General features: G+C 34.4%; 16 protein-coding genes. 4 read left to right on the top strand and 12 right to left on the bottom strand.

Annotated elements, in window-relative coordinates; all coding sequences use genetic code 11:
* Positions 1-424: 424 nt before the first annotated feature.
* Both BBI01_RS07635 and BBI01_RS07630 read right to left on the bottom strand, forming a co-directional pair.
* Positions 425-1,138 carry a DUF6796 family protein gene (locus BBI01_RS07635; protein WP_065394072.1) on the bottom strand — a complete coding sequence of 238 codons (714 nt, stop codon included), beginning with the start codon at positions 1,136-1,138 and terminating at the stop codon, positions 425-427.
* A 39-nt stretch (positions 1,139-1,177) separates the two neighbouring features.
* Positions 1,178-1,996, bottom strand: coding sequence for a siderophore-interacting protein (locus BBI01_RS07630; protein ID WP_065394071.1), 819 nt, complete (start codon positions 1,994-1,996; stop codon positions 1,178-1,180).
* A gap of 212 nt (positions 1,997-2,208) precedes the next feature.
* Between BBI01_RS07630 and BBI01_RS07625 the strand changes: the two genes are divergently transcribed.
* The 4 genes from BBI01_RS07625 to BBI01_RS07610 all read left to right on the top strand — a co-directional run bounded on the left by BBI01_RS07625 (position 2,209) and on the right by BBI01_RS07610 (position 7,339).
* Positions 2,209-3,192 (top strand): helix-turn-helix transcriptional regulator, encoded by a 984-nt coding sequence (locus BBI01_RS07625; protein ID WP_065394070.1) that lies wholly within the window; start codon positions 2,209-2,211, stop codon positions 3,190-3,192.
* Between the two features lie 472 nt (positions 3,193-3,664).
* Positions 3,665-5,995: a TonB-dependent receptor gene (locus BBI01_RS07620; RefSeq protein WP_065394069.1), complete on the top strand. Its 2,331-nt coding sequence runs from the start codon at positions 3,665-3,667 to the stop codon at positions 5,993-5,995.
* 3 nt (positions 5,996-5,998) lie between these two features.
* Complete coding sequence (locus tag BBI01_RS07615; RefSeq protein ID WP_065394068.1) at positions 5,999-6,811, top strand: DUF4249 domain-containing protein; 813 nt, start codon at positions 5,999-6,001, stop codon at positions 6,809-6,811.
* 129 nt (positions 6,812-6,940) lie between these two features.
* On the top strand, positions 6,941-7,339 hold the full coding sequence (locus tag BBI01_RS07610) for a VOC family protein (RefSeq protein WP_065394067.1): 399 nt from the start codon (positions 6,941-6,943) through the stop codon (positions 7,337-7,339).
* Between the two features lie 533 nt (positions 7,340-7,872).
* Here the strand turns inward: BBI01_RS07610 and BBI01_RS07605 are convergent.
* The 10 genes from BBI01_RS07605 to BBI01_RS07560 form a co-directional block, all read right to left on the bottom strand.
* Positions 7,873-8,526 (bottom strand): response regulator transcription factor, encoded by a 654-nt coding sequence (locus BBI01_RS07605; protein ID WP_065394066.1) that lies wholly within the window; start codon positions 8,524-8,526, stop codon positions 7,873-7,875.
* On the bottom strand, positions 8,526-10,241 hold the full coding sequence (locus BBI01_RS07600) for a sensor histidine kinase (RefSeq protein ID WP_065394065.1): 1,716 nt from the start codon (positions 10,239-10,241) through the stop codon (positions 8,526-8,528). The genes BBI01_RS07605 and BBI01_RS07600 overlap by 1 nt, the downstream gene beginning before the upstream one ends.
* A 317-nt stretch (positions 10,242-10,558) precedes the next feature.
* Complete coding sequence (locus BBI01_RS23185) at positions 10,559-10,798, bottom strand: LytTR family transcriptional regulator DNA-binding domain-containing protein (protein ID WP_083190054.1); 240 nt, start codon at positions 10,796-10,798, stop codon at positions 10,559-10,561.
* A 323-nt stretch (positions 10,799-11,121) separates the two neighbouring features.
* On the bottom strand, positions 11,122-11,706 hold the full coding sequence (locus BBI01_RS07595) for a YdeI/OmpD-associated family protein (RefSeq protein WP_065394064.1): 585 nt from the start codon (positions 11,704-11,706) through the stop codon (positions 11,122-11,124).
* A gap of 157 nt (positions 11,707-11,863) precedes the next feature.
* Entirely contained in the window at positions 11,864-12,808 is a 945-nt protein-coding gene (locus tag BBI01_RS07590; RefSeq protein ID WP_065394063.1) for a 3',5'-cyclic-nucleotide phosphodiesterase, read from the bottom strand.
* A gap of 441 nt (positions 12,809-13,249) precedes the next feature.
* The gene (locus BBI01_RS07585; protein WP_065394062.1) at positions 13,250-13,984 is read right to left on the bottom strand and encodes an energy transducer TonB; all 735 of its coding nucleotides are present in this window, start codon (positions 13,982-13,984) and stop codon (positions 13,250-13,252) included.
* A gap of 219 nt (positions 13,985-14,203) precedes the next feature.
* Positions 14,204-14,635 (bottom strand): hypothetical protein, encoded by a 432-nt coding sequence (locus BBI01_RS07580; protein ID WP_065394061.1) that lies wholly within the window; start codon positions 14,633-14,635, stop codon positions 14,204-14,206.
* 351 nt (positions 14,636-14,986) lie between these two features.
* The gene (locus BBI01_RS07570) at positions 14,987-15,670 is read right to left on the bottom strand and encodes a hypothetical protein (RefSeq protein ID WP_065394059.1); all 684 of its coding nucleotides are present in this window, start codon (positions 15,668-15,670) and stop codon (positions 14,987-14,989) included.
* A gap of 134 nt (positions 15,671-15,804) precedes the next feature.
* Positions 15,805-16,488 carry an imm11 family protein gene (locus BBI01_RS07565; RefSeq protein ID WP_065394058.1) on the bottom strand — a complete coding sequence of 228 codons (684 nt, stop codon included), beginning with the start codon at positions 16,486-16,488 and terminating at the stop codon, positions 15,805-15,807.
* Positions 16,485-26,555, bottom strand: a complete 10,071-nt coding sequence (locus tag BBI01_RS07560) for a SpvB/TcaC N-terminal domain-containing protein (protein ID WP_228393949.1) — start codon at positions 26,553-26,555, stop codon at positions 16,485-16,487. Before BBI01_RS07560 ends, BBI01_RS07565 begins: the two co-directional genes overlap by 4 nt.
* Positions 26,556-26,688 lie beyond the last annotated feature (133 nt).

Below are 26,688 nucleotides of genomic sequence, written 5' to 3'. Positions count from 1 at the left end.
GAAAACCGTCACTCATCTTTAGCATACATCAATAGTCTTCTCTGTGTTTCTACCTTTCAGTTTTCATATATTTTAAGGTGATGATGTTCAATAAAAGCTCATGTTTACAATGAAATATCATGGTTATTAGTTAAGTCAAAACACAAGCTTTATGGATACTTATATTGCCACGAATGCACGAATAAGTAGTTTATATTTAAAACATATGCATCCTATAATTAATAAAAAAATTCGTGCATCCGAGGCTAATAAAATAATTTTAATGGGTTTATAGTTTATTTAAAAATACATAGTAACATAGGCTATACAGCTAAAAAACAACTCGTAAAATATTGATAATATCAATCTTACCGCAAACACATTGTGATTCTATACATCTATGTGTTAAAAAAAATCCGTACATCAATGGCAATTTTAAGCATCATTACCTCACCAGTCTTTTCCTGAACATGAACAGCAAGGAGCTGAAAAATATCAGATAAGCCAGATTGAATATCGCTCCTCCAACCCACCCCGAATAAGGAGGCGGCAGAATATTTTTTATCGGGATGATAAACATTGTTAAAACAAATGGCGTCAACAAAGCCATCCATCGTGGAAGCAACGTTTTATTTAAAAGGATACACACCGCGAATGAAACCCACCCTATTGCCAGAACTCCAATAGCTGCTCCCCATGCAATATTCAACATTTTCATAAAGCTTCTTCCTGTCTCCAAAAGATAAGGATGAGCTGATGGATCTGTATGGTAAATCGCTTTATAAATCTCTCCGACATAAAAGAATCCGGCATGCCCTAATGGAGATAAAACAGCTCCGGCTAATAGTATCCAATACACAGAAACAGCATACCATGTCTTGGTATTTTTAAAAAACTGGTATACCAACCAACTTGCTGGAAGTAACAATGGACCTGTGAGTGCACCAATCAAAGCACCGAACATCAATCCAGGAGTAGAGCCTTCCAACATCAAAGTAGCGAACTCAACATTTACCTGATCTGCATACGTTTTTGAGAACAACGGATAATCATCCGGATTCGGATCAAATCCAGCCACAAAGATATCTCCGATGATCCAACAAACCGATACCACAATTGCCGCTACAAAGGACCAGTTGATTTTACTTGAATATTTCATCTATTTTTTGTAAATATTTAATTTTTAATAGGTTTTGAATTATGATTCGCTTTCTGCTTTTTCTTTATGTCTTTCCATTGCAGATTTATCTTCTGCGACTCCTGATTTCCAATAAGAGTAGGCATACAGCTCTTCCTGTTTCCACTGTTTTTCTTTTCTGAGATAGTTTCGGATTTCTTTTACTGATGAAAACTCTGCCGCAACATATCCTGATCTGGATACCTCTGGTAATAGCTGCTGTTTTACAACTTCAGCAAGTCTGCTTCCTAGTTGTGGGTGTTCATTATATAACCATATGAAATCAATAGTGGCAAGCGTCTGTAAATCCTGCTGATCTTCTTCACCATGTACTTCAATAATGCAGGTTCCTTTAGCATTTTCCGGAAGATCTTCCAGAATAGCTGCCAATACGGGAATTCCTGTGGCATCTGCTACTAAAAGATAGTTTTCAGCTTTACCATAAAGTTCTGTTTTACCGTCTTTCATAAGTACGCCCAGCAGATCACCCTTCTTAGCTTCCAATGCCCATGCAGAAGCCGGTCCTTCATCTCCGTGAGCTACAAAATCAATCCAGATTTCATTATTTTCTAGATCAATTCCACGGTGGGTATATGTTCTTATACTTGGACGAACTTCTTCAGGCTGTGGTTTCCACAACATTTTATCATAATCAAACTCTGGAAAATGAATTTTGTTTACTCCTTTAGGCGGAATAAGTATCTTGTTATTCACTCCTACTGTTGTATTAGCAATTAAAGAAACATCATTTCCTGTCAGAAAAACTCTGATATAATGTGGCGTAATATATTCTTTTCTGCTTACTGTAAGCTCCGTTTCTATAGCTTTAAAATTTCTCATAACATTGTTTTACAAGGGTTTATTTTTCTATCATATTTCTCGATCATACATTTCCTTTTCAGTTATTTATTCATAAAAACAAATTTTATTATTAAGAATGATTCTAAATAATCATTACCTTTGTGCAAAAGTAGAGTGTACAATTGACAGTTTGGGTCTGCAAAACGGAATAAAAAGTCCGCAAAAAGGAAATTCTAACTAAAAGAAAGAAAATGACACTACGCCTATACGATGAAAACATCGGACAAATACTTATCGAGAGGAGCTATCCCAGCACTTATTATGTAAATGACGGAGACATTCAGGAATGTGTCACGCGGCTTATTCCGCCTTATGGGGATGGATTTTATCATGAAATATGTTTTGAGAATGTTCATATCAGCTTCGGAAATATTTCTTTAGCAGATAAGCTTCAGCTTTATTTTGAAAGTGATCTCGATACAGTGGAAATGCATTTTGCGTTGAAAGGTAAAAGCAGAGCCATTTCAGGAAACTTTGATAAAACCGTACAGTTTGACAGTTATCAGCACAATATTATTTATGCTCATCACATGCAGGGAAAAATGGAATTTTACGGTCCTGATCTTCATATACTGGAAATCAATCTGGCTCCTGCGTTTTTCAAGAAATTCCTTCCTGAACAATCCGGATTATTTGAAACTTTCAGAAATGCTATTGAAAAACAGCACTCTTCACTCATCAACCCTGAACATCATCTGATCAGTCTGGAAATGTATCAGATCCTTAATGATATTATGCATTGTGACCGAAAAGGAATTTTCAAGCGTATCTATCTTGAAGCTAAGGTAAGTGAGCTATTACTGCTACAGTTGGAACAACTTTTCTGCGATCCGGTTTCCAAATCTTCGATACCCAGGAAAGATGAGGAAAAGATCTACGCGGTTAGAGATTATATTGCAAATAATCTGGATGCGAACTGTTCTCTTACTGAACTCGCCCATCAGGTTGGTACGAATGAATTTACTTTAAAGAAAGGCTTTAAAGAGCTTTTCGGAACTACAGTTTTCGGATTTTGGAATGATATTAAAATGGAGCATGCAAAAAAAATGTTATTAGATAGCAATATGAATATCAGTGAGATTTCGGATATCATCGGTTATAAAAATCCAAGACATTTTTCTGCGGCTTTCAAAAGAAAATATAATGTATTACCAAGTAAAATCGGGAACAGATAAAATTTAGATTTCCCTGCTCTCATACAATATTTTAAACATTCTGCTGTTTTGGTAATGAGTATAATTTAAAATTAACCATGAAAAACCGTATAAACTCTGAAAAACTAATTCATTACGCTCCCATCTCCAGATTTTTCTATACCATTTTTGATAAATAAAGGTTTATTTTTCCAAAATTTGAAATAAAATTCATTAAATAAAAAGAAATAATTCATTTTATTCAAACAATAGCTTAAATCATATAAATAAATCACTATTTAAAGCATAAAATTGTAATCCTTACAACAATTTACGTTTATCATTGTCTGTATACTTTTAAAATTTATTCATCAAATGGAGAAAAAACACTTTTTTTGATGGATTTATTTCATAATTAAAGCTTTAGCGTGTAACTAATTCCCTTTCTCTTCAACTAATCCGACAAAACTATAATCTATAATAAAGAGCTTTACTACTTTAAAAAAATAAACTAATGCAAACATCTTTTTTTAAGATTGCTGCTGCTTCGGCTGCACTCTGCTTCAGCAGTTGGGCTATGGCACAGCAAAAATACCAGGTAAGCGGTACCGTAAAAGATCAGAAGAACGGCGAATTACTTATCGGAGTCAATGTAAAAGTAGCTGAGGATCCCTCCATTAATGTAATCGCCAATGAATATGGGTTTTATTCTCTTTCATTGCCTGAAGGAAACTACAAGGTGATTATTTCATATCCGGGATATAAAGATTTTGAACAGCAAATAACTGTTAATCAAAATATAAAACTAGACCTTCCACTTAGTCAGCAGGAGCAGATTTCAAAAGCTATTGATGAAGTTGTGATTACCGGTATTAAAAAGGATAAAAATTTAACGTCAGCTCAAATGGGTTCTGAAACGTTGAGTATTAAAAATATAGAAAAGCTTCCGGTTCTTTTTGGAGAAAAAGATGTCATGAAAACAATACAACTTTTGCCGGGAATCAAAAGTAATGGTGAAGGAAGCAGCGGATTCAGTGTGAGAGGAGGTGCTACAGACCAGAACCTTATTTTGTTGGATGAAGCTCCGGTGTACAATGCCTCTCACCTATTGGGATTTTTCAGTACTTTCAACAGTGATGCTCTGAAAGATGCCAGCATTATTAAAGGAAACAGCCCTGCACAGTACGGAGGAAGACTTTCTTCTGTAATGGATGTGAAAATGAAGGACGGAAATAATAAGGATTATAATATCAACGGAGGAATCGGATTGATCAGCAGCAGGCTGAGTGTGGAAGGACCTATTCAAAAGGAAAAATCTTCTTTCATTGTTTCGGGGAGAAGAACGTATGCGGATCTGTTTCTTAAAACTTCACCGGAATATAAAGACAATAAGCTGTATTTCTATGACCTGAATCTAAAGGCAAATTATCAAATCAATGAAAATAACCGTCTTTATCTTTCAGGATATTTTGGGAGAGATGTTCTGGGATTAGGGAATACATTTTCAACTGATTGGGGAAATACTACGGCTACATTGAGATGGAATAGTATTATAAACAGCAAATTGTTTTCAAATACGTCATTTATCTACAGTAATTATGATTACAAAATCAGTCTGAGAAGCAATGATAATACTTTTGGGCTAAATTCTAAGATCCAGGACTGGAATCTTAAGCAGGATTTTACGTGGTTTGCCGGAAATAAACATTCTGTTCGTTTTGGACTTCAGTCTATTTATCATACGATTACTCCAAGCAGTGCTTCCGGGACAAGTGTAAGCAGCTACCCAAGAAACCCGAGAAAATCATGGGAAAATGCATTGTATATTAACGATGATTTTAAAGCAACGGAAGCTCTTACCATTAATTACGGAGCAAGACTTTCGATGTTCAGCGTTTTAGGTGGAGATACGTTTAATACTTATGAAAACGGAGTTCTTACCGACAGCCAGTTTCTTGAGAAAGGAAAGTTTGGGAAAACATATGTGAATATTGAGCCGAGAGTTTCAGCAAATTACCGTATCAATGAAGTAAGCAGTGTGAAAGGAGCTTATTCCCGAAATACACAAAATCTGCATCTTTTAAGCAATTCCAACAGTGGTAATCCTACAGATCAATGGATAGGAAGCAGCTATACGGTAAAACCGGAGATAGCAGATCAGATCAGTTTAGGATACAGCAGAAATTTCAATAACAATAATTATGAATTGAATGCTGAGATCTATTATAAGTCTATGCAGAATCAGATTGATTTTAAAAACGGAGCTCAGATTACTTTTGATACTGCTGCTGATGTAGAAAGTGAGCTTTTATTCGGGAAAGGAAGGGCTTACGGGCTTGAACTTATTGCTAAAAAGAAAAGCGGAAAACTTACAGGATGGATTTCTTATACGCTATCTAAAACTGAGCGAAAAATCGATGGAATTAACAATAATGAATGGTATAATGCCAGAATGGATAAAACCCATGATCTTTCTGTAGTAGCAACTTATCAGCTGAATCCTAAATGGTCTTTCTCAGGATTATTTGTTTACAGCACCGGAAATGCAGTAACATTCCCTACCGGAAAGTATGAGCTGAACGGACAAACTGTTTTCCAATACAGCAACAGAAATGCAGACAGAATGCCAGCTTACCATAGAATGGACTTCAGTGCAACCTACGAACCGGAATCTAATAAACGTTTCCGTGGTTCATGGACTTTCGGTATTTATAATATCTATGGACGTCAAAATGCATATACCATTATGTTTGAAGACAACCCAGATAATCCGGGAACTACTCGTACCATGCAGACTTCATTATTCCGCTGGGTGCCAAACATCACTTATAATTTCAAATTTTAAATCATGAAAAATATTTTTTTAATCATATTATCTTTGTTTTTAGTCACTTCTTGTCAAAAGGAAATAGACGTAGATCTGGCTGATCAGAGCGGAAAAATTGTTATTGAAGGAAATATAACGGATCAATCGGGACCTTATACGATCAGGATTACAAAGTCTGTAGCGGTTTCCAATCCTAATCTTTACCCGGCAGTAGCAGATGCTCAGGTTACTTTAAGTGATAATACCGGGCAGACAGAGACATTACTGCATATTGGGGACGGAATATACCAAACCTCAACCTTTGTGGGAGTTCCGGGAAGAACGTATACTTTAAAGGTTGTTTCAGAGGGACAACAATATATTGCTCAAAGTACAATGCCTGAGGCAATAGATTTTGAAGGTCTGGAACAGGATTCTTTTAAATTCGGAGATAGAACCAGCTACACACTTTTACCGATATACACTGATCCTGTGGCTTTGGGGAATCGTTATTTGTTTAGCTTTACCATCAATAATATGAATAAAAAGTACATTGATGTATTTTCTGACAATATTAACAATGGCTTACCTAATCAGCGCCCAATTATGCTTCCTAATGATGACAGAAAAGGGGCAGATCATCAGGTAGTGGCTGGCGATACGATTCATGTAGAAATGCAATGTATTGATACAAAAGTATTCACTTATTACAGTGCGCTTTTAGATCTTTCGAATGGCAGCGGAGTTACTCCATCCAATCCGCCAAGCAATATCAGCAATGGAGCTTTGGGATATTTTTCTGCTCATACACAAAGAAATAAGAGTATTGTAATTCAGGAAGACAACAATCAATAAAAAACTTAAAAGGATATTTCAGCATTTTGGAATATCCTTTTATTTTTCACATTATTTTAAATACTCCTGACATTCTGTTGTCATAAACTGAGCCTAGCTTTGTATCAAATTATTTAAATATAAAATTATATGAAACTAGCATCATTAAGAATCATTACCAAAGACATCAAGCAATCTGTAGAGTTTTATGAAAAAGCAACAGGTTTCACAGCACAATGGTATACAGAAGATTTTGCAGAACTTAAAACAAATACTATTACCCTTGCCATAGGAAGCATTCGCACAATGAAAATGTTTGGTGTAGAGCAATCAACAGAAGCCAAAAGCCATATAAATACGATTATAGAGTTCTTAGTTTCTAATGTAGATGATGATTTTGAACGAATCAAAGGCTTAACAAAGAATATTATTCAGGAACCTACAACAATGCCTTGGGGCAACCGCTCTCTCCTTTTCTGTGATCCGGATGGTAATATGATTAATTTCTTTACTCCTGTACGTGCAGAAGCGATTCAAAAGTTCAGTTAATTTTTTATAATATAGATCTACATTGTTTTTAACCACATAACAATATAGGCTGATAGGCTAATGTATAATCAATCTACTCATGTATTCGTGGCAAAAAAATATGTTATTTTGAAAATCAAGATATAAGATAATAAAAAAAGGAGGTCATCTTGCCTCCTTTTTTTATTGTACTAATAACCTACCAATTGAACTTCCTTATAGTAATTTGTGTTTTTTTTCTTATCGATCATTTGGTTTTTTCAAGAAGTTCTCACTAAAAGGTATTCATACACTTCTTATTTTATTTTCATCACTTGCGTTTTATATAACTATAGTTTATTATTTGTATAGTTGTTTCATTTACCTATTTTTATGAAGTGAAAAAGCTAAAAAAACATTTACATTTCATTGGGTAAATTTTATACTGCAAAGTAACGACATTGAAGAATATTATCACCTATCAAACCCGTAGATACAAATCGGACGCGTTATAGATATTTATCGATAAGACTTCTTTCAATATTTAAAAAGTGCATAACAGAGCTTAAAAAACACTATATCTTATGATGTGTTTTAATCAGATCAATCAGTTCAACCAGGTTGTCTATTTTTAATTTTTCGAAGATATTCTTTTTAATAGTACTTACTGTATTTTGCTTTATATCTAAATTATTCGCAATCTCAAGATTGCCAAGACCTTCTGCATATAATTCTGCAATCTGAAGTTCTCTTTTGGTTAAAGCACTCAATGGGCTTATCAGAGACGGATTGTAAACAAACTGTACCAGTAAGTTTCTTACAACATCGGAAAGGTACTCTCCTTTTTCTACAAAATTGGTGATAGCATCTCTTACTTCCTCTTCTTCGCTTAGTTTGCTTAAATATCCGTTTGCACCTGCCTTGATGAATTTAAGTGCATATAAATCTTCCTCAAGACCTGTAAAAATCAGAATTTTCAGATCGGGATTAGCTTGCTTAAGTTGTGGCAAAATATGCAGGCTGTTTCCTTCCGGAAAGTGAGCATCAATGATTGCCATTTCTATTCCCTTAGACTCTACCAGCTCTACAGCCTGTTGTAAAGATGATGTATGATAAATTTTAGCATTGGGAACGATATCGGTAATGACAATCTCCATTCCCTGTCTTACAATACTGTGATCATCTGCTAAAAGGAATGTGATCTCTCTGTTTTCAATTGGCGTTTCCATTATTTATTATTGATATTTAAATTTATCCTGAATGTTACTTTTGTTCCTTTGTGAAGCTTGCTTTCAACGGAGATATTACCATCGAAAAGTTCTACAATTTCTTTAACTAAGTTCAGACCAAGTCCGGCACCAAGATTATCTACTTCATCAGATACTGTTCCCTGGTAATAAGGATCGAAGATCTTTTTCAGATCAGATTCCGAGATCCCTACTCCTGTGTCTCCTACTGTTGTGATCAGGGTGATTTTATCTTTACCGGCAGGTTCTGTGAACATCACAAGATCAATGTGTCCGTTTTCCGTGAATTTATTAGCATTTCCAAGGATATTCATAAAGATCTGATTAATTCTTATATTATCCGAAAATACAACCACATCCTCCGGAATTCTGTCCGTTACTGCAAACTTATTATTTCTTGTCTCCAAATATGGCGTAATCACTTTTACAATAGAACCGATCTCATCTTTAAGGTTAAAAACCGAGTTGATCAGTTTCTTTTCTGCATCCTGATTCTTTGTGTATTCCAAAATCTGATTAGACTGAAGAAGCAAGGTACTGTTCGTAAATTTAATAGATTTCAGGTAATCCTTAATGGTTTCATCTTCTGTTGTCCTGTGAATCTTATCAATAAAAATATTGATAATCTTTAAAGGTGATCTCAGATCGTGGCTCAGCATTCCTAAAATTCTGTTTTTGAAATTCAGGTTGTTTTTAATTTCCTTATTCGCTGCATCCAGCTTTCTTTCATAGATAAATGCAACTCGGGTAAAATACATAATCAGGATCGATACAATAAACATTAAAACCATCAAACCTAATACAAGATATCTTCTGATTTTATTATTATCGGAACTTTGTTTACTGTACTCTTTTTCAAGTTCTGTCTTGAAGTCTTTGATTGCACTTTCATACACATCAATCAGTCCGTTACTGTAAACCAGGAGTTTATTAAAATTACTGTAAAACTGCAGATTATCTTTCTGTTTCCTTGCTGCATCCTGCTGAACCTTTTTTACCTCAGCTGCATAATGCTTATCCATAGACTTCAGCGTGTTATCCATTTTGGATTTTACCTGGGAAATATCTATGGTTTTATTATTCGTTAGAGTAATTACAGTACTTTCTTTCTGAACATCTACTTTCCCTGTTACAGCATCTTTTAAACGACCAAAAAAGCCTTTCTTCTTAATAGTGTCTGCATAGGTACGAGTCTGTATATTGAAATCATCGAAGTCATCTTTATACTTCTTTGGTTCATATTGCTTCTCCTCTATCTTTGCAGGCTGGTTCAAAGAAGTTTCATATACGGAATCAATCAATGTTTTCAGCTTATTGACCTTTACTGTATCTTGTTTATGAAGCGCCAGATTCTTTTTCAGTCTCGGGCTTGTATTTTCATACTCACCGATCTTATCAAAATTCAGCTTAAGTTTTTTAAGGGATTCAAAGTATAACTGTAGATCTTTATTATCCTGAGTCACCATATATTTCTGAAGATGTCCCTGCGCGTCCATAAAATCTTTCCTTGAATTATCAGTTAAGCCACCCAAAGCTCTACTTTCTTCCAATTGAGTTTTAATAAACTGTAGTTTCTTCTCATTAACGACCTCGTTATAAAAAAATATCCCGATAATCACCTGTATCAATAAAATACAGATAATCAACGAATAATGAACAACCTTCCTTAATCTAAAATTTAAGAATTTATATTCCATATCATCTAGCACCTAAATTAATACCCGAATTCTTTAAGCTCTTATTTATCATTAGTCTTAACCTATATAATATTATTACCAAAAATATAATAATTGGCTCATAACATTCAATTAGCAAAGTTAAAGTAAATTTTGTCTTCTTGATAATAGTAAATTCCCGATAAAATTGTCGAAATAGAATCCTACTTTACATTAAAACAGCTATAAAACCTTAGCTTTTCATTAAAGTAAATATATTTTTTTGGATTAGATGTAAAAATTGAAGATAATGCAAAAACTCTTTTATTTTAAAATCATCAATAAATTCATATGTTTTTTCATTCTTCAATCCATTTTCGAAAGATTGCCGTATTGCTTTGACTGGTGATAAGATGAGCATTCACACCTTTTACTTTAATAGATAAAGTATTTTTATTGTAACGTTCTATTTTTTCAACATGTTTTTTATGAACAAGCTCACTTCTGTTGATTCTGAAGAACTCAGAGAGATGAAGATTATTCTCAATTTCCTTTAAATTAGATTCACTCAGCAGACATTTTTTCCTTGCTGTATCAATAGCGAAAACAAATTCACCGTACCATCCTTTTTTACAATATTGATTCTTTCAACATCTATTTCGGTAAATTTCTACCGACCATCTGTACTGAATGCTGAAGCCGTTAAAAAGATGATCCCTATAACTACTGTAAAAGCAAATGTTTAAAAAAAATGAGTTCCTTATTCATAAGTTATATTGTTTTCTATTATTAATTTTGATAGGTCAAAGCTATTGTAATCATTTTCTCTGTTCAAGTAGAAAACGATGAACTAAGAAAACAAAGAAATGAATGAAGGATTTTTATGGATGAAAGGTTTGGAAAACTTATCTAAGATTAAAATCTACTGAAAACGTTTCGGTTTTTCTTTTCTTGCCGCATGTGTTACTATTTCATCAATACGTTTTTGCCGGGTTTCTGGTCTTTTAGCAAACACAATCCAATGCAGCATCATTTTTTTCAGTGATTTACTCAAACTTAAGAAATAATCCTTTGATCCTATATTAATTTTAAATGCTTCTTCTAAATCATCAGGAATAATAAGTTCTTCTACACTATCCAGAATATTCCACGAACCATTTTCCTGTGCTCTTCTGATGGTTTCATATCCAGCTTCTTTCATCAGGTTATCTTCTATGAGCCTTGTAATTTTTTCTTTATTGATCTTCGACCAGGTACTGTTAGGTTTTCTCTTACTGAACAATTGCATAAAAGAATATTGATCAATCGGCTTTCTTGTGCTGTCTATCCATCCGAAACAAAGTGACTCATCCACAAGATCACTCCAGCGAGCAACGGGTAAATTTGATTTCACTGTATTACAAATAACCCAAATGGATTGCTCTGTCTGATGATTTGCTTCCAACCATGTTCTCCATTCTGCGCTGGAATTGATGGAAATTGTTTTTCTTTCGTTTACAGGTGTCATGTGTCTTTATTTTACGTAAAATTATGGAAAAAGGATGACAACAGTTTGTCAGTAGTTTGCCACGAATAAGATAGCGTAGAATCTTGCAAAAATATTCTGTTTGAAATTTGAGAATAAAAAAAGATGAAACATTCTCTGCTTCATCTTTTATCTATTATTAAGGTAAACTAATTTTTTTGCCTTGCTCAGGGAAAATATAATTTACTTTTAAAGGATTGTTTTTCAGTAGTTCATCTTTAATAATCTCAGGATTATCTCCTGTAGGTTTTCTGTGTGTTACTACAATATTAAGACCTTCCAGATTCTTTTGTCCTGTTTTTTCTTTTAGTTTGGTGAGCTCTTCTGTCAAAAGATTTGGAGTAAGATGACCAAATAAAAGCTTTTCAGACTGACTGTTTGGGAAAGAAACCTCAATCAGTATAGTTTTCAGTTGTTTTTTCTTTACAAGCGGTGCAATATTTTTCCAAAGAAGATCAAGTTTATCAGATTTTTCTACTCTGTCAGCTCCTGTATCTCCCAAGTAAAGTAAATAATCATTTCCTTTTCTTACTAATGCAGCACTGCTTTTATAAGGGTTTACGTGGCTTAGTTCGTAACCGCTTACAAACATCGAGGTATTTTGTATTGGAGTTTCTACACCTTCTTTAAGTTCATTATAATGATACTTTCCTAAGATTGGTTTTTGTCCCTGATCTGCAAAATTAATCCAGGTATCAGTGATAAAGTAATGATTTTGCAGGATTTGAAGTACAGGAGCAATACCAAAAATATCTTTTTTAGAATCTGCCGGAGAATTGATGATCAATCCAGCCAGATGATCCAGGTGACCATGTGAAACAAAATATCCTTTTACCTGATCTTTCAGAACTTCTTCTGCAGATCCGTTAAGACTTTTTAATTCAATAGCTTTTCTGATACCTGCATTTACGGTTCCTGCATCAAGACAGAAGAATGCATTTTCATTAGGAGCTCCTACTAAATAAGCTGATAGATTGTCTTCATGCTCGCCACCATAGATTCCCAGTGGAATAAGATCAAAGCTTTGTGCCTGTGAAGCGGTATATACGCAAAGGGCAAATAAGGAAAGTGCTATTTTTTTCATGATGAAAAAGATTACTTATAAATAAAAAAGAGGATCTTCGTTTGAAGATCCTCTTAGCGGAGAGTGAGGGATTCGAACTATTTTTCACAATCTACTGAAAATGAGATCGTTTTATGATTGATTTTCAGCAATAGCCACGAATTTGCCACAACTCCACTAATATTTTAATCTACAAAATCTAACAAAAAGATTTAAAGAACGATTTTAGTTTAATACTACAAATATAAAAATAAGTTTAGTAATCAGCAATAAGATACTATCACTCCACTTTATTAATAATGTAAGTTTTCAAGGTAACTCTAAACAACTTCCAAAAATAAACAGTTTGAGTTACACTCCCATTTGAAAGGCAACTATAGCGTATTAAAACGGAAATCTAATGAGTTCCGAAATTGTAATTGTTTCATATTGAATATCCAGGCACCAGCTTTATACCTATTTTTAATCTTCACTAATTGTTAGTGGAATTTCCAGCTTAGTTTCTACATTAACACCATGTATATTACCAGGTTTCCAAGTGCCTTTAATGCTTTTGGCAGCATTAATAACCATTCTATCAAATCCGATATTCCCTGATGTTGGATTCACTATAAAATCAAAAGCTTTACCATTTTTATCCACTTTAAATTTCAAATATATTCGTCCAGACCGATCAAATTTAAAACCATTAGTACTTACCTTTCTACTGAATTGTTCTCTAAAAACTTTATTTCCACCTGGAAATTCAGCTATCCTATCGTAATAATCCATTGGATCATAACCTTCTTTATAGTTTTCAAATAACCTATCAGGAAACATGATTATCTTTTGAATTGCTGGAACTTTTCTTCCATTGAGTTCCGAGGGTATCCAACCTTGTAAATCTTCTAAAACAGTTTGCGTTAATTCAAATGCACATTTATTTTTGCGGGCACTTTCGATATTTTGCTTTTTTAATAACTTTATCGTTTTATCAGGGTAGACAACAACCTCTGCAATATATAATTCCTTTTTATTTTCGCACGGGTTGAGTTTCTTCTTTTCTATAATTTCATGTACATCTTTATAGAGTTTGATATTACCACCAATATACTCCTGCTCCCCATCAGAATATCTGCTATATACGATAGAGTCTTTCCACTTATTTTGACCAAACAGTATTGAAGTTATAAAAACAAAAAGTAGATTAATTTTCATGATAATTTTTTTTAAAAATTTTTATTTTATAGATATACAGTTTGATAACTGTTTTTATTTTTTTCATTTTTTATGGATATCTACCAGTTGACGTAGATCTGCAAATTTGCTCAAATGCTCCTTTTGCTTCTCGTCAAGTTTCTTCCAATCAATCCAATTGATATTCATTGTAACATCATACTCTCCCAAAAGCCCATCAAGCAGAATATTAACAGCCTCTTACATTTTCCCGGTTTCATCATAATCTCTGATATTCAACTCAATTCCCGGTCCCTTACTTGATGTAGAATATCTATAAAAGATATCATCATAACTTATGTTATATCCCTCGTAGTTGATTGTATAATTATCCTTCGGTATTCGCTGGCTAAAAGCATTAAACTTCCAATTCTCCAAATCAGGACTCAACATTATCAGCTTCCTTACATTCGCAGATGATTCCTTCATACCATCTGCTGAAATTGAAAACTCCCTAATTCCACTCTCATGAATAGGGCTGAATTCAAAAATCAGATTTTCATCAATAGCACTTAATTGCGCATTAAGACTAGCAAATATTTCTTTCTGACAATCTTTAATCTCAATATTCGCATACATATGGTTCTGTTTTTCTAAAGACCACAACCAAAATTTTTCTTCCAGATTTTTCATGTGTTTTTATATAATTTTCATCCCGATATACTATTCAACCAGACTGAGGACTTTCCATTGTCCGTCATCCTCTTTGAAAGTCCAAAATTTGTTTATCACTATTTTACCGTCACTGAAGAATAGTATCTCTTTAACTAATTTTTCCCTATCATTCTTCTCTGATAATATCGAGAATTGCCTTTCTAAACCTATAAAGTAAGGAAACCCATTAGTATTTAAATCCTGTATCAAAAACAATTTTAATAGTACTCTTCAATTCAGCTGTTACTTCATGATTGCTTTCAATAAGCATATTCTCTGCTTCCTTTAAAAATTGAAGGTGGTTCCCAAAAGCATTCACATCAACATATGTCAGGAGAATTTTAGATCTACCTTAAAATCTCCCTTTTCAATTACATCATAACCGATAACATTTTCCTTTTTAAATGTATCAATTATACGTGCACTAAAATAGGTCTTGATTGTTTGTATTCTGATTATATCATTGCTTTGGAGGTTAGAGTTGATACAAATAGATTTGGTTCGAAATTTATGAGCTTTACTTTCTAATTGGTAAGTTGCAAAATCTGCAAAATTTCTTTCGATTTCGTTAACATTATCTATAAAAAGGCTTTTCTCAAAATTAATAGTTTCAGAACTTTTATGAATAGGAACGAATAAAAAATAGAATGGGTCATTCGTCCCCTGAACCTTTAATTCTTTAAGTTTATATTCCGCTTTATTAACCTTTAAATTTTCAAATATATTTTTAACTTTTTCACTAATTACAAACAAGATAATTAGATGATGTGGCATAATACCCATTATATCAACTGGCCCTTTTTTTTGATACATTTTACTAACAATTTTTTCTGGCAAATCGTTATAAGCTTGATCCTTATTCTCGAAATACTTGTTAAAGTCAACCACATAAGTGCTACTTTGTAATTTAAAGTTCTTTTCTGAAATTTCGATAGTTAATGGAAGACCACTTCGGCCTATTATTTTTGGATCAATACTTTCGGTAATTTGATAATACTTTGTTTTTTTATTCATTTTGGGATCATGCAATTTTTAAACAAACGGAACCACCATGTTGATGGTTCCATTTATTATGGATTATAAGTCATACTTTGTAACTGATGTCAATTCATCGCTAATAGTCAATCTTAAAAATTCCATCTATAAAATCAGGAAAATTTCAGATCTACCTTAAAATCTCCACCCTTTATTATATCATAACCAACAATCATGTTTTCATTAAAAGCTTCAACAATCCTTTCACTAAAGAAAGGTCCGGCTGCTTGGAGGCTAATTATATCCCGATCACTCAATTCATCTGATACATATAAGGTTTTCACCCGATAGCCATTGTTCCGTGCCAATAAATATTCTTCATAAGTTCCAAAAATAGTTGTATTATCCAATCTGCTACTATGAAAAACACTTTTCCGATAATCAACATAATCTTTATTTCTAAGCATTGGAATGAACAAAAAATAGTATGATTCGATTTGGCCTTCTATGGAAAATTCAACAGTTTGATATTCTGTAGGATTTATATTCAATTCATCAAGAATATTTTTGACTCTTTTACTAACTATAAAATCAATGGACATGTACATTGGCATTGAAAGCATAATATCAATTGGATCTTTTTTCTTCTGATACATTTTTCCGACAAGGTTTTGTGGAAAATGCTTTAAAATACCATCTTTGTCCTCAAAATATTTATCTATATTCAGCATATATTCGCGACTTTGGCTTTCAAAAGTTTTATCCTTGATTTCTACTGTCAAAGGGAGTTCGCTTTTCCCAATAATTTTCGGTTCAATTGTCGCTTTTAGTTGATAATAGTTTTTTATTGTACTCATTTTGTCTTGTTTTTAAAATATTCATTTAAAGACTGCCCATTTTCTTTAAATTCTTTATAGGCTTTATTGATTTCATCGTTGGCATTCTTGATAATTCCTTCAAGACCTTCTTTGGTCAGGCCGCCATCTTTTGCCAATTCCACAATCTGGTCTTTAACCCAATTCGTGTAAGCTGGATGGTTACCATGAAATCTATTAGGCAGTTTTTTCAGATTCATTCCTGAATTTTTCAGGATAAATTCGCCAATTGCTGGCATAATTTTATAAAGCTGCTGTGGAATAATATGGTGTTTTTGAATTTGTGTTATTATTTTACCACCATATTTCAATCCTTTTGCGCCATCACCGATATATGGGGCAATTGATACTCCACTAATTGTTGCATTTTTCCAATCTCCCTCAAAAACATACCAAATTCCGTTCGCTGTATCCGAAACAGGAGTAGGATCTACAATACCTGCGGCGTCAAGAATAACATGGCCGACCTCGGCTGTAGCTGCACCTTTTGCTGCCTGTATCGTTCCGGTCCTAAATTCTTGAAATCTTTCCTCACCTGAGCGAACCCTCGGACCATCTTTACTACCTTCAACAGCTTTCCATGGGTTGATCCCATTCCACATCTTCTTGAGACCATCAATTACGGTGTCCACCTGTTTTCCATTTGGATCGATATATCGTACAGGATTCTGGTAAGTGTAAATATATGGATTTAAATTACCTAAGAAAAAGAATCCTGAATTATGCTCACCATTTCCATAAAATTGATGTTCAACGACTGGATTATAGATAGCCAAAGGATCTACGCCATACCAGATACTTAGTCTAGGATTATAATATCTTGCGCCATAATAATATAAGCCACTTTCACTGTCCAGTTCTTTTGCATTGAACTTATATGGATTTTCATATAATCCAGCTACTTGTTGTTCAATAAAGGTTTCACCAAATGGTAAATTTAGGAAAAATTGTGATGCAACAGCATTGGCATCTGTGACAAAATTAGCCGTTGACAAATGGTCATTATGCAGATAATATAGCCCAGTCTGCGAACTATTTAAAGCATATTCAGTATCAAGATTACTGATATCAATGCCAACTTTCTCAGAGTATACCTTGAATTCATTTTCTATGTCAGACGTATTGTCAGTATCATTACTGATATTTTGGGTTTCCGCTGACCTATTGAAAATACCAGAGTTATCCGCCAATCGGCTCGCAATACGCTGTGCTCCGGCATAGTAATGTTTGGTGTAAGTGTTGTCTGAACTTACCACAACATAAGAGTTCGGATAAACCTTGTATCCATACATCTGCATGGTACCATCAATGAGCGATCCATTTTGATATAATTTCGGACCTTCTTTCAGATTATATTTAATCGTCCTATCTCCCTTATTATCATAAGTGTAATATTGGAACACGCCGTCAGCTTTGTTAAAGTAAGCTTTCATGTTGTCCTCTTCATCCCATACCATCGAAACAGTTCCAACAGGGGAACTTATATCTATCGGGTTTCCATTCAGGTCATATTTGAAGCTTTCATAAAATCCATTGTTGAGATTCTTAACAGACTCTATCATATGACTTCCTTTCATGTAATTATAACTATTGTTATATGTATTTAAAGAATTTGTTACACCATTGACTACGTGAGATTGAGTTTTCCCCTTAAAACCATTTCCAAGTGTATAGGTCAACGTAGTTTCATAACTTGCTCCGATATTTGAGGGAGCATTAGGATCTCCTTTGATATCCTTCAACATGGCCCCTACGGCATGGGTAAGTCGGTTTAAACTATCATATCCATATAAGAGCTGGTAACTTCCTCCTAATTGATTTGGTGTGAGTATAGCACTGTTAATATTAGAAGTTACATTTCCAGCATAATCATATTGATAATTATTTACCAGATATGTTGTGTAATTATCCTTTGTCAGTGTATGGGAAGCTAGATATCTCGTCTTCGGAGTATAGGTAAACAAAGAATAAGTGTCATTACCGTTTATAATTTTGGTCCGCTGCTCATACTCGTCATACTGTATATCCTTAACATAATCCCCATTCTGCTGGCTTTTAATAGACCTCAAATTTCCACCCAGATCGTATTTATACTTTACAATTTCTCCATCCGGATATGTAATGGATTTGATGCGATTCCAGCTATCATACTCATAATTGGTAATAAAATTCATCATCGGAATATTATACCCAGATACTTTGCGTTCTTCTGCTATTATTTCACCCAGCGTACCATAAGTATATTTTGTTTGTCCCGTTCCATCAATTTTTGATATAAGCCTTCCATTGGCTACCCCACTTGTTCCATAGATATATTTAACATTGTTTCGGTTGACTGATCCATTGGGAAGATTAGGGTAAGTAATATCTGTAATCCTATTTTTATTATATTTATATATAATAGGAGGCATCTGATTTAGATTTGCAGATGATCTACTTGCCATTTTACCAGCCTTATTATAGGTGAATTTTGATGTTCCGTGATCGGGATGTATTTCTGAGGTTCTTCTACCTCCCAAATCATATTCATATTTAATTTCTATATTTTCAGGATCTTTTACCGATAACAACTGGCCGATAATATTGTAGGTATATTGAGAAACCAACGTCGAAGTACCTAAGTAGTTTCTCGTAATCACTGTTCTACCTTCTGCATCAGATAAGGTTTCCGACTTCATTGTGCTGACTGGGTTCTGTGGCTGACTAACAGTTTTCTTCATAGAAGTACCTTCTATATTGTAAGAGGTATTGGTCACATTACCATCTTCATCAATTTCAATAATTGGCCTATCTAAATTATCATATTGAATCGAGCTGAAATAAGAAGAAAGAGTTAATTTTAATTTTTTGTTCAATACAGCATCTTTGGCTTCGATAGTGGGATGATACTGTTTTATAGGTCTGCCTAAAAGATCGAATGACGTCATTCCCGAAACAGACACTTTCTCTGCGTTAGCTACAAAAACATCTTTCTTCACCTGCACTATTTTTCCAGTAAAATCCGCCAATGAAATTGTTTCAATTGGATTCGTTGGATTCTCAGAATCATAATTTTGGGTCGTAGCTCCATATAGATTAATCTGGTTACCAGTTGAGTATGGAGATAAGAAATATGAATATTTGACTGTGTAAGGTGAAATTCCAATTTCTTTTGGTGCCAGAATGTTTGTGATTCTACCAGAACTATCATATTCATAAGTTATTTTATTTCCGCTCGTGTCTATTGATTCCAATACCACATCCCACCGTGGATCATAGCTTGCAGATGAAAACACACCAAAACTATCCGTCACTTTTGTCACATATTTTCCAGTAGGATCATATTCATAAGTCAGGAGATAATCAACAGGATCTTTCACCGTTTTTACATTTCCAAAAGAATCATATGTAAATTCTGTATCGGCCGTTTGGCTTGAAGTAAGACTAGCCTTAATTTTTGTCAGATCTCCATAATTCGGGTCAACTTCTGAATTTCGTTGGCGAACTAAAGTATTTGAACTATTAAAGACCTTGATTTCCGAAGGTATATTCAATATATTTTTCGCAGTTAATGACGGTATGTCATGATATGCTATCGAGGAATAAAAACTTCCAGTAGCGGCATTGCTATTATAGCGATATCCTATTAACTGACCTCTAGCATTGTAGGTCATGGTGGAACTAGTGGTTATAGATCCCCCGTTCTCAAATGTCGTGTTGGAAGTTCCGGAAGGTAATACAATTGCGATCCTATTTCCCTGTGTTCCACCAGTATCATAAGTTTCAAACTGAGAAGAAGGAATTTCTTCAAGTTGAGTATAATTACTGTTGTATTTATATAATTTGTAACTATTCTCCGAAGTTGCCTTTAATGTAGTTCCTCCGCTGTATACCTCATTTCTCCTAGGAATTCCATTATTGTAGTAATTGGAATTATAAAAAGTTTCAACTCCTCTACGGTAAACATTCGTACCGTTCATTTCCTCAGTGATCACCTTTTCAAATCCATAGTTGGTTCTTTCTCTTCTATCGTATTTTGAATTTTGATAGTTGAATCTTGTTATCAAATTTTTATCCGTAGAAGTTGTATACCCATCGGAGTCAACATTTGGATTAAGGATTTTTACCTCCTTCATCACTAATTTAGAATGAGGATCATTATAGGATGAAGCAGTATACTCATAATCAATGGTAAAAGTACCATTTGTTGATTTTTCTGTTACTTTTGACAGCTTATTTGTTCTGCCAATTCTTGAATAGTTTACCTGTAACCCATTACCATTATTTACTACAAGATCAGGAAAGCCATCACCATTCACATCTCGAAGTCCTTTTTGTATTTCAGACATCGAAACACCAATACTCGCACTCATATCCGCTCCTGCACGCAAATAGAGAATTGTAATTCCAAAGAGCCATACGATTGGTATATTGATATAGAAACCTCCATTTAATGTAAGTCCTCCGTTATAGGTTCTGCTATCCTTACCAAAATTCACTATACCTCCTTGTTTAGAAAGCCCCTGAGCCGGACCAAACTTATTGCCCATATTATAGGATACAGAGGTATTCCCATCATTGTCCATTGAAATGAGATCAATCATTCCATCGCCATTGATATCCTGAAACATAACTTTTGAACTTCCGGTAGATGAAGATCCCGTTAGACTTCCTGAAATACCCCAACCAGAACTGAAAGTTGCTGTCTGTGAAATCATTCCTGAAAGACCACCACCTATGCTAACGGAGGTAGAACCAACCGGCTTGGATTCATAAGTTTTCAAATATGGATAATCTTCATAAGGTGCATTAACCAGACCATTACCATAGTTGAGTTTATATTTCACCTGACCATCATTTAATTCAACTCTGTCCACCAGACCATCTCCGTTAATGTCAAGCCAATATTTTGTTCCTCTGTCATAGGAATCCGGATAATCTGAGACCCCTAGTCCTCCTGACCATGGGGATGAGCTATCAGGTTTTGAATCTGAATTAGAGTTAAACGTATTCCTTCCAATAGTTTTCAACGCTGAAACGTCAAAAGCTATCGTGTTTGTTTTCTGAAAGCTATCGTTATTTGAGATAACAGAATCCGGATTATTTTCTAAATTTCTACCTTGAGCGCTTCTAAGTCCACCTAAAGAATTTGTTAACTGTGATTCTGTTCTGTAGAGCATGTCAGGATATCCGTCTCCATTCACATCAAAAAAATCCTGGGTATTGATATTTCCGTAACCTCGAAGTTCAGATACGGAATGTGAGATAACTGGAATTCCTATTCCCCAATTCGTTGTTTTAGCTTTACTTTTTTGCTTCTTCTCAATGGCATACATTCCTGTATTTTGATTTCCCTGAACCTCGATATCCTGTTCGTCAGGATCATCGTTAACAAAAAACGGAGCCATTGATTCTTCATCTCTGGAAGACCTCGCTTTTGAGAACTGTTCTGTAAACCCGTTATTGACCCATTTCTCAATAATACCATTATCACCTTTTACATAATGGGTGGTCATTGGTACGATGGGGCTAAAGCCGACAAGAATATTAGTATCTGCGATATTAAGGAAATCTGCCTGGATAATATCTCCGATACATTCTCCATACTCATCTTGATTAGTCATCCCAGAACAGGAAGAAAAGTCATAATTAAACATCCCAAATGGTGAATCAAGAAACTCGTTATTGATCAGCGCACCATAAGAATCTTTCGGTGTATCTGTATTAATCGTATAGTCTGGAGTATTTACTCCTGATGGACCTGTTGGTATATCTCTTGGACTGTGAGGCGGAGTAAGCGGGTTGTTTGTTTTTCTGACATCCTTGCTTTCATTATAAATAAACTGCCCCCAATTGCGATAAATTGCACTAATGGTATTAAACTCCCCTGTAAAAATAGCAGTCTCCACTGTAGAAGCCCAAAGGTTTGTATTTGTTCCTGCGTAAATATTAAATATATGGTTCTGTAATTGTGATTTTAAAGATTCATAGGCTGCACGGTCTTTTTGAGAATTACAATAAACGACAATATTAATTCGATCACCCGCCTGAACGGATTGATAAGGATCTCCTGTATAAAATTTAATAGGGTCAAGAAAACCATTCAAAGATGATTCAGTGATACCTGAACTGGTTAATTTCACCCATCTTTTTTCAAGTACAAGCCCCCCTTTTTTTATTACATAAATAAAGTTTCCTTCTAACGATGGCGAAAAAGCAAAATTCTTATTAACAGAAATATAATAATTGTTTGAGCCATGAGGTGGATTATTGTTCAGATCAGCAACATGAAATTTCTTTTTAAAATCTCGCACATAATATGAAGGGTAATTAGGAACATCAAGAACTTTAACATTCCCTTCCGCAGTTACCATAATATTCTTCCACTCAATTTCTTTATTCATGTACGAGTCGGATATTACTGAAAACTTAAGATGGTAACCACCAGGAATTGATTCTGGAACAAAAAAATCCATATCAACGGGATCAATATTTACCACCCCCAATGATTGAGGATAGGTTTTTTCATATATTACAATAACATCATATGGATATACAACCTCAGCTTTTGATAGTGTTATTTTAAAGGTAACATTATCATTTAGTTTTGGAACTGAAAAACCCGGAATAGTAAGATGTTTTTTCCCGGAATAATCATACCTCAGTGTTTTGGAAAGATTATTAAGAACAAAATTTTCTTCATATTTTAGTTTATTCGGCCTAAAATCATCCACTTCTTCTTCCGGAGAATCAATTATTGGGGAACCATTTGCATTTACAAATTCCACAAATGGTGTGGTATTTATCTCATAATTGACACCGGTCTTTTTATGTAGACGGAAGTAAATCTTGTCTCCTGATTTTACATAAATTCGTGAAGAATCATTGATACCAAGTGGTGTCCCTGGATATTCATCATATTTTGTGATCTTAAGATCTATATTAGGATTTCCGCCAACTAGTGTCGTTAAATAGACTCGACCATTTTTAGAAGAATCCTTAGGATTCTTAACTTCTATCGAATAAACCGCTCTCCCTTTTGTTTCCTGAATGTTAGTTATTGAAATGTGATCATAAATTGTAACATAACCAGCTTTTGGAGCGATCCAGACTTTTACAACATCATTTTTTGCTTTAACAGGTTCCTCATCTTCGTCATCATCGAGGTGTTCGGGTTCAGTATAGGGAACCGGGACACTTCCTTTCATGACCATATTTTCTGTCATGTCACTTGTGGTAACCATTTCCGGCTGTCCTTGAGCATTTATCTTATTAAACCAAACTTTATCGTCTTTAATAACATCAGGTAAGCCGTCCGCATTGGCATCTAAAAGGTATACTGGAGTCTTTGATTCGCTTTCGGACCAGCTCTTGGTAAAATCAAAGCCCATTTTCCACCAATTAAAAAGTACTGTAGCTCCAGTATTAAAAGTGCTACCTTTAGTTTTCGTAAAATTGCTGTTTAAATTAAGGACATTTAATTCAGGTTTGTTGAAAACAAGATTCCCATTTTCCAATGATCCCGGTATAACCTTTATCCCATTACCTCCGTTTCTCTTTCGATATAGAATATCTACAATACCATCACCATTGAAATCAAGCAATTCTTGCCCTCTTTTAATTTCAGGATATGATTCGCCTACAAATCCAGAAACCATGAAATTTTTATTTCCTGATCTATGTGGAGTAAAAAGTCCAAGTCCTGCGCCAATTCTCAACGCCCATCCCCATTCAAAATTGTTATCAGCACTAATTCTAGAAGGAGTCAAGGCAGAATTAACAGCACCTGAGAAAGCATCCGGCGCAGGAGCATTTACAAATTTATCAGGCCCAAAAATACCATTTACTGTGTCATCATAATAATCTAGCTGATAGTTAACACCGGGACCTGAAATTGATTTTAGAAGAGATTTATAGAATGATCCTGTAGTATATGTAAAGCTGTAATTTCTGACTCCTAAGGTCGAACTGCCGACTGATATATTGTCAAGCCTTTCAATTTCAACCCTTTTTACACCATCTTTGGTATTGATCGAATAATCAGCTCTATCAGGATATTTACAGGAAAAAAGAATCTGATATGGTCCATCATTATCGTCTACTCCTGAATATGCAATTCTGTCAATGTGAAACTGTCGACCCTTTTCCAGATTTAGATTTTCACCAGAAATAGGTATCATTCCCTGGGTAAATAATTTGTTGAGATAATAATATTTTATATTGTTATTATGAACATCAAGTTCTTTCACAATTCCCCATTGAACTATAGCGCCATTATCTTTTTGAACAACTGCGCTATAGTTGACCGTAGATTCGGTTCCTCCATAATATTTTCTCGTCCCATCAGTTGCCGTTACTACCCAGGTATAATTTGTTGGAGAAGAACCATATCTTTCAATTTTTGTAAAATTGTTGTTTTTTCTCAGGTAGAAGTTCTTTTTTCCCGAACTTCTTGCTTGTCGTGTTATATCCATACTTCCTTGCACGTTAATATGCCTGTGAGGAAGATAGTCACCTTCATAGATCAGCATTTCACCATCTAGTAGGTAGATCTCTGATTCATAACTGGGATCAAATGTTGGAGTTCCCCAACGAGTATCTAAGGTAATTCCCGAAACCCCCGAAATATCCCAACCTTCGCCCATCCATCCATTTCCTTTGTCACTACTATAGGTAATGCTCAATTGAGGTTGCATTCCGTTTGTTCCGGCTGGAACTTGAATAGGGTAAGAAATGGCAGCGTCACCTTTTTGATTTGCTATTGGTGGAGCCATAAGCTGTACTCCGGATAATGGATCCGCTGATTTTAGTCCACTGATTGACGTTGGTACAAAAGAATTTATTGTCGGTGATTCTGGAACGGAAATTATACCACTGATGTAATCATTGTCCTGTTTTGCATTAAAAACAACAAGTTTAAGTTTTTCATCAACAATCACTGAAGATTCAATTTTCCATTGTTTGTTGTTATAGTCAAAGTAGAAAACGCGGATATCTTTAGGAGAAGTCTGCCCTAATTTCCTTTCATCATAGGACATTGAAACTTTAAGTTTTTTACTTAAACTTCCAGATTCAAGGGATATTCTATACGCTGAATTATTAGGGGTAACATTTTTAATTCCCTGAGTTGTTGAAGGAAAATCCTTATCACGAAGTTTCTGCAGTTTTACCAGTGCAGATTCCGAGGTTCCTTTCTCAACATTGACATTTAAGTGCTCATAGCTTAGATCATAAGCTTGCCCATCTAAAATTTCTAGTGTTTTTGGACTGTAATTATCTCTGCCGACGATCTTAAAAGATTTTACTGCTGCCGGAATTTTAAGTGTTTTAATTTGAGTTCCATAGTGAACAGTGTATGTTCCATTTAGGTTGTCCTGTTCTGAGAGATCAATTAGTTTCTCAAACTCCTTTCCACTATTCTCGATAGTCTCATTATTAATTTTTAAGTTTTGTGATTTCTTGGAATATCCTCTGACATAAAGTTTATTTGAAGAAAGTATGCTACTGATATTTAAATCATCAGATAAATCAGGATCAGAAGAAAATACGATTCTTAAATTCTTGATCTTATATTTAATACCAGTAGAAGGGGGGGTGAATAATATGGTATTTTTGCCACTTTTTAAAAGATCAATATTTATTTCCTCTTTTTGGTGGCTCCAATCCGCATTAGGTCTAATAACTTCACCGCCTATAGAAATATCATGATTGATAGATCTCGAAACAGATGTATAATCATCAAGACCAAAAAGATCATACTCCAAAAATGCAGTTTTTGTTCTGTCAATTTTCTCAGCGATCTGAATGTTAAAGAAATTATCGGAGATATTATCTGTCTCTTTTTCAGAGAAAGTTCCGATAGTTCCCTGATTTTCGTCAGCATCAAAAGCATTAATAACTGAATGTCGATTAATGTCCTTATGAGCGATTTTATTGCTTTCAAAAATTTCTGTTGATGGCTTTTCCCAATTTTGATATTGTGTTTGGGAAAACGATTGTTCTGTTTTTTCCCCTGGCGGATCTTTAGCATCCGTAAAAGATGGTTTATTACCAAGATTTAATTTAGTCATTAAATCCTGTTTAAGCATGCGTATCTTTTGCCTATCACCTTTATCAAAACTTGCGAATACAAGCATACAGGTAAAGAAAAGAACAAAGAGACACGACTTCTTACTAGGAAGTTTGTGTAAATCGATTCTCATG

It is taken from the genome of Chryseobacterium artocarpi (assembly GCF_001684975.1).
Classification (GTDB): domain Bacteria; phylum Bacteroidota; class Bacteroidia; order Flavobacteriales; family Weeksellaceae; genus Chryseobacterium; species Chryseobacterium artocarpi.
Note: the sequence above shows the minus strand (reverse complement) of the source record. Positions and strands in the feature narration are given on the sequence as shown.

Excerpts from the sequence above, each read along its gene's own strand:
- BBI01_RS07565 (WP_065394058.1), bottom strand. The coding sequence starts at position 16,488 with ATGAGTACAATAAAAAACTATTATCAACTAAAAGCGACAATTGAACCG.
- BBI01_RS07615 (WP_065394068.1), top strand. The coding sequence starts at position 5,999 with ATGAAAAATATTTTTTTAATCATATTATCTTTGTTTTTAGTCACTTCT.
- BBI01_RS07610 (WP_065394067.1), top strand. The coding sequence starts at position 6,941 with ATGAAACTAGCATCATTAAGAATCATTACCAAAGACATCAAGCAATCT.
- BBI01_RS07630 (WP_065394071.1), bottom strand. The coding sequence starts at position 1,996 with ATGAGAAATTTTAAAGCTATAGAAACGGAGCTTACAGTAAGCAGAAAA.
- BBI01_RS07605 (WP_065394066.1), bottom strand. The coding sequence starts at position 8,526 with ATGGAAACGCCAATTGAAAACAGAGAGATCACATTCCTTTTAGCAGAT.
- BBI01_RS07585 (WP_065394062.1), bottom strand. The coding sequence starts at position 13,984 with ATGAAAATTAATCTACTTTTTGTTTTTATAACTTCAATACTGTTTGGT.
- BBI01_RS07620 (WP_065394069.1), top strand. The coding sequence starts at position 3,665 with ATGCAAACATCTTTTTTTAAGATTGCTGCTGCTTCGGCTGCACTCTGC.
- BBI01_RS07560 (WP_228393949.1), bottom strand. The coding sequence starts at position 26,555 with ATGACTAAATTAAATCTTGGTAATAAACCATCTTTTACGGATGCTAAA.
- BBI01_RS07600 (WP_065394065.1), bottom strand. The coding sequence starts at position 10,241 with ATGGAATATAAATTCTTAAATTTTAGATTAAGGAAGGTTGTTCATTAT.
- BBI01_RS07570 (WP_065394059.1), bottom strand. The coding sequence starts at position 15,670 with ATGAATAAAAAAACAAAGTATTATCAAATTACCGAAAGTATTGATCCA.
- BBI01_RS07595 (WP_065394064.1), bottom strand. The coding sequence starts at position 11,706 with ATGACACCTGTAAACGAAAGAAAAACAATTTCCATCAATTCCAGCGCA.
- BBI01_RS07590 (WP_065394063.1), bottom strand. The coding sequence starts at position 12,808 with ATGAAAAAAATAGCACTTTCCTTATTTGCCCTTTGCGTATATACCGCT.
- BBI01_RS07625 (WP_065394070.1), top strand. The coding sequence starts at position 2,209 with ATGACACTACGCCTATACGATGAAAACATCGGACAAATACTTATCGAG.
- BBI01_RS07580 (WP_065394061.1), bottom strand. The coding sequence starts at position 14,635 with ATGAAAAATCTGGAAGAAAAATTTTGGTTGTGGTCTTTAGAAAAACAG.
- BBI01_RS07635 (WP_065394072.1), bottom strand. The coding sequence starts at position 1,138 with ATGAAATATTCAAGTAAAATCAACTGGTCCTTTGTAGCGGCAATTGTG.